Genomic DNA, 4,758 nt, shown 5'->3' with positions numbered 1-4,758 from the left:
CGGCCCCCATCCCAGCCTTCCCCCGGAAGGGGAAGGGGCAAGAGGACCGGTCATGAACAACGTGCAGCGCTTCTCTCGCAGCTCTCTCCCAGCCATGCCCTGGAAGAACGGCGGCGGCACCACGCAGGAGATCGCGAGCTGGCCGCAGGGCGCGGGGCTCGATGGCTTCGGCTGGCGCGCGAGCATCGCGACCATTGCGGCGGCCGGGCCGTTCTCGACTTTCGCGGGCGTGGACCGCAGCATCATGCTGCTCGAAGGCGACGGCGTGCGGCTGTTCACGCACGACGGGCGCATCGAGCACCGGCTCGACGTGCCGCACCGGCCGTTCGCATTCAGCGGCGACGACGCGATCGACTGCACGCTGCTCGGCGGCGCATCGAACGACTTCAACATCATGACGCGCCATGGACAGTGGCGCGCCGACGTGCAGGTGCTGGACCACGCATCGGCCATCGAGGCCGCACCGCACGGCGTGCTGCTCGCGCTTGGCGGCGCATGGCGCCTGAACGGTGAGCCCTGCCGCGAGGGCGAAGGCCTGTACTGGACCGACAGTGCGCAGGCATGGCAGGCCGAGCCCGCGCAGGAAGGCGCGCGGCTGGCTGCGATCCGCATCGTGCCGGCGTAAGCTGTGCAAACACAAGACAAGACAAGACATGACATCCGCAAGCACATTCCCATCGGCCGACGGCCTCTGGACGGGGCTCCGCCTGGCGCCCGGTGCCGCGCCCGGCACCACCCTGGACGCCAACACCGAAGCCGCCATCGCGGTGGCCGAAGGCACGGTCCGCTGGGTCGGCGCACGCAGTGCCCTGCCGGCCGAGTTCGCAGGCCTGCCGCCGCACGATGGCGGCGGCGCGCTCGTCACGCCAGGCCTGGTCGATTGCCACACGCACCTGGTCTACGGCGGCCAGCGCGCCAACGAGTTCGCGATGCGGCTCGCGGGCGCCAGCTACGAAGAAGTGGCGAAGGCCGGCGGCGGCATCGTCTCGTCGGTGCGCGCCACGCGCGAGGCCGATGAAGACGCACTCTTCGCGCAGGCTGCGCCGCGGCTCGAACAGCTGCTGGCCGACGGCGTCTGCGCGATCGAGATCAAGTCGGGCTACGGCCTGGCGCTCGAGCACGAGCGCAAGCAGCTGCGCGTGGCGCGGCGCCTGGGCGAGGCTTATGGCGTCACGGTGCGCACCACCTTCCTCGGCGCGCATGCGCTGCCGCCCGAATACGCGGGCCGCAGCGGCGACTACATCGATCTCGTCTGCAATGAGATGCTGCCCGCGCTCGCGGCCGAGGGGCTGGTCGATGCGGTGGACGTGTTCTGCGAACGCATCGCCTTCACGCTCGCGGAAACCGAGCAGGTGTTCCAGGCCGCGAAGGCGCTGGGCCTGCCTGTCAAGCTGCATGCCGAGCAGCTCTCCGACATGGGCGGCGCCGCGCTCGCCGCGCGCTACGGCGCGCTCTCGTGCGACCACATCGAGCACCTGTCGGCCCAAGGCATCGAGGCCATGCGCCAATCAGGCACCGTGGCCGTGCTGCTGCCCGGCGCCTACTACACGCTGCGCGACACGCACCTGCCGCCGATCGAGGCGCTGCGCACCGCCGGCGTGCCGATGGCCGTGTCGACCGACCACAACCCCGGCACCTCGCCCGCGCTGAGCCTGCTGTTGATGATGAACATGGCCTGCACGCTGTTCCGCCTCACGGTGCCCGAGGCGCTGGCCGGCGTCACCCTGCATGCGGCGCGCGCCCTGGGCCTACAGAAAACGCACGGCGCGATCGCCGAGGGCATGCCCGCCAACTTCGTGCTGTGGAACGTGCGCGACGCAGCCGAGCTCGCCTACTGGTTCGGCCAGCGCCCGGTGCGCACCGTCGTGCGCCAGGGCCGCATCGCCGTGGGAGCTGCCCAATGAACACGCTGTTCGCGGCCGATGCGCTGCTGCCCGGCGGATGGGCAAAGAACGTGCGGCTGTCGTGGAACGAGGCCGGCCAGCTCACGCAGGTGCAGTCCGCGGCCCCGCCGGCAGCGGGCGCGCAGGTGGCGAAGGGCCCCGTGATCCCCGGCATGCCCAACCTGCATTCGCATGCCTTCCAGCGCGCCTTCGCGGGGCTCACCGAATACCGCGCCCAGCAGCAGGACAGCTTCTGGAGTTGGCGCACGCTGATGTACCGCTTTGCCGCGCGCCTCGGCCCGCAGCAGATGGAGGCCATCGCGACCTGGCTCTATGCCGAGATGCTCGAGGCGGGCTACACCAGCGTGTGCGAGTTCCAGTACGTGCACCACGATGCCGATGGCCGCCCCTATGCCGACGATGCGACGCTGAGCCTCGCGCTGCTGCGCGCCGCGAAGAAGGCCGGCATCGGTTTCACGCTCTTGCCCGTGCTCTACCAGGCCAGCGGCTTCGGCGGACTGCCGCCCAACGAGGGGCAGCGCCGCTTCATCCGCTCGACGGATTCGATGCTGCGCCTGCTCGACACCCTCAAGCCCGCATGCGAGGCGCAGGGTGCACCCGGACCGCAAGGCGGTCCCTCGGCCCGCCTGGGGCTCGCGCCGCATTCGCTGCGCGCCGTGCCGCCCGATGCGCTGCGCGAAGCCGTGGCGGGGCTCGAAGCCATCGACCCGGGCGCACCGATCCACATCCACATCGCCGAGCAGACCAAGGAGGTCGACGACTGCGTGGCCTGGAGCGGCCAGCGGCCCGTGGCCTGGCTGCTCGACCATGCGCCGGTCGACGCGCGCTGGTGCCTGGTGCATGCCACGCACATGGACGCGGCCGAATACGAGCGTGCCGCAAAGAGCGGCGCGGTCGCCGGCCTGTGCCCGACCACCGAGGCCAACCTGGGCGACGGCATCTTCGATTTTTCCGCTTGGCGCCACCATGGGGGCGCCTGGGGCCTGGGCTCCGACAGCCATGCCACGGTCAATGCCGCGGAAGAGCTGCTGATGCTCGAATACAGCCAGCGCCTGGCCTGGCGGCAGCGCAACGTCGGCGCCAGCGCGGCGCAGCCGCATGTGGCCACCGCGCTCACGCTCGAAGCGGTGCGCGGCGGCGCGCAGGCCTCGGGCCGGCCCATTGGCGGCTTGGCGGTGGGGCAGCAGGCCGACTTCGTCGTGCTCGATGCCGCACAGCTTGCGCTGCAAGGCCTGCCGGCGCCCGACATGCTGTCGGCCCACGTCTTTGCGAGCCATCGCACCTCGGCCATCGATGCCGTCTGGGTGTCGGGCCAGCCGCGCGTGGCGGCCGGCCGCCATGCCCTGCACGCCGAGGCCGCCGCCGCCTTCGTCGCGGCGCGCAGCCAGCTTCTCCTCGAAAATTAGAGTCCCATGAGCTTCACCACCACCGAACCCGCCTTCCGCTTCCGCCAGGGCACGCGTCCCTTGCTGATCTCGATGCCGCACGTCGGCACCTACGTGCCGCCCGCGCTCGCCGCCCGCCTGACCGACGAGGCGCGCCAGGTGCCCGACACCGACTGGCACCTCGAACGGCTCTACGATTTTGCCGACGAACTCGGCGCCTCGGTGCTCGTTGCCACGCATTCGCGCTACGTGGTCGACCTGAACCGCCCGCCGGATGGCGCCAGCCTCTACCCGGGCCAGAGCGTCACGGGCCTGTGCCCGGTCGACACCTTCGACGACACGCCGGTCTACGCGTCCGCTGCCGACCTTCCGGACGACGCGGAAATCGCCGCGCGCCGCGACGCCATATGGCAGCCCTACCACCGGCAGCTGCAGGCCGAGCTCGACCGCCTGAAGGCCGCGCACGGCACCATCGCACTGTGGGACGCGCACTCGATCCGCTCGGTGCTGCCGCGCTTCTTCGAAGGCAAGCTGCCCGACTTGAACCTGGGCACCGGCAAGGGCAGCAGCTGCGACCCGGCGCTGGCCGCCACGCTGCTCGGCATTGCCGAATCGGCCACCGGCTACACGGGCGTGCTCAATGGCCGCTTCACCGGCGGCTACATCACGCGCCAGTACGGCAACCCCGCGGCCGGCGTGCACGCGGTGCAGCTGGAGATGACGCAGTCGAGCTACATGCAGGAGAAGCTGCCCTTCGACTACCTGCCCGAAGTCGCGGCCGGCGTGCAGCCGCATGTGCGGCGCATGATCGAGGCGGTGCTGGAATTCGTCGAACGCCGCTAAAGCACTGACGCCGCCCAGGGGCAGCCCCGCTTCCTACAATCGGGGGCTATGAAGCCCGTCATCTATACCCGCGGCCAGGCGCTTGCCGGCATCCTCGAAAAGCGCATCGCCATCCTCGAYGGCGCGATGGGCACGATGATCCAGCGCTTCAAGCTCACGGAGGAACAGTACCGCGGCGAGCGCTTCAAGGACTTCGAGCGCGACGTCAAGGGCAACAACGAGCTGCTCTCGCTGACGCGGCCCGACGTGATCCGCGACATCCACGAGGGCTACCTCGCGGCCGGCGCCGACCTGATCGAGACCAACACCTTCGGCGCGACCACCATCGCGCAGGAGGACTACAAGATGGCGCACCTCGCACGCGAGATGAACCTCGAATCAGCCAAGCTCGCGCGCGCGGCCTGCGACAAGTTCAGCACGCCCGACAAGCCGCGCTTCGTGGCCGGCGCCCTCGGCCCGACCCCCAAGACCGCGAGCATCAGCCCCGACGTGAACGACCCCGGCGCGCGCAACGTCGACTTCGAGCAATTGCGCGCGGCCTACTACGAGCAGACCGAGGCGCTGGTCGAGGGCGGCGCCGACGTGATCCTGGTCGAGACCATCTTCGACACGCTCAATGCCAAGGC

At 70.4% G+C, this 4,758-nt stretch carries 5 protein-coding genes; all 5 read left to right on the top strand.

Annotated features, from left to right (window positions below; genetic code table 11):
- Positions 1-52 precede the first annotated feature (52 nt).
- On the top strand, positions 53-625 hold the full coding sequence (locus AC1DOC_RS19720; protein ID WP_369663937.1) for a HutD/Ves family protein: 573 nt from the start codon (positions 53-55) through the stop codon (positions 623-625).
- A 28-nt stretch (positions 626-653) separates the two neighbouring features.
- Complete coding sequence (gene hutI, locus AC1DOC_RS19715; protein WP_369663938.1) at positions 654-1,904, top strand: imidazolonepropionase; 1,251 nt, start codon at positions 654-656, stop codon at positions 1,902-1,904.
- Positions 1,901-3,310, top strand: coding sequence for a formimidoylglutamate deiminase (locus tag AC1DOC_RS19710; protein WP_369663939.1), 1,410 nt, complete (start codon positions 1,901-1,903; stop codon positions 3,308-3,310). Before hutI ends, AC1DOC_RS19710 begins: the two co-directional genes overlap by 4 nt.
- A gap of 6 nt (positions 3,311-3,316) precedes the next feature.
- Complete coding sequence (gene hutG, locus AC1DOC_RS19705; protein WP_369663940.1) at positions 3,317-4,132, top strand: N-formylglutamate deformylase; 816 nt, start codon at positions 3,317-3,319, stop codon at positions 4,130-4,132.
- A gap of 48 nt (positions 4,133-4,180) precedes the next feature.
- A partial coding sequence (locus AC1DOC_RS19700) for a homocysteine S-methyltransferase family protein (protein WP_478130331.1) occupies positions 4,181-4,758 on the top strand: 578 nt, incomplete at its 3' end.

The sequence above is a fragment of the Variovorax sp. 01T439_2 genome, assembly GCF_056398445.1.
The sequence above is the reverse complement of the archived record's forward strand: the minus strand, read 5'-3'. Positions and strand labels throughout refer to the sequence as shown.

What these genes read in the sequence shown, in the direction of transcription:
- hutI (WP_369663938.1), top strand. Translation starts at nt 654, where the DNA reads ATGACATCCGCAAGCACATTCCCATCGGCCGACGGCCTCTGGACGGGG.
- hutG (WP_369663940.1), top strand. Translation starts at nt 3,317, where the DNA reads ATGAGCTTCACCACCACCGAACCCGCCTTCCGCTTCCGCCAGGGCACG.
- AC1DOC_RS19720 (WP_369663937.1), top strand. Translation starts at nt 53, where the DNA reads ATGAACAACGTGCAGCGCTTCTCTCGCAGCTCTCTCCCAGCCATGCCC.
- AC1DOC_RS19710 (WP_369663939.1), top strand. Translation starts at nt 1,901, where the DNA reads ATGAACACGCTGTTCGCGGCCGATGCGCTGCTGCCCGGCGGATGGGCA.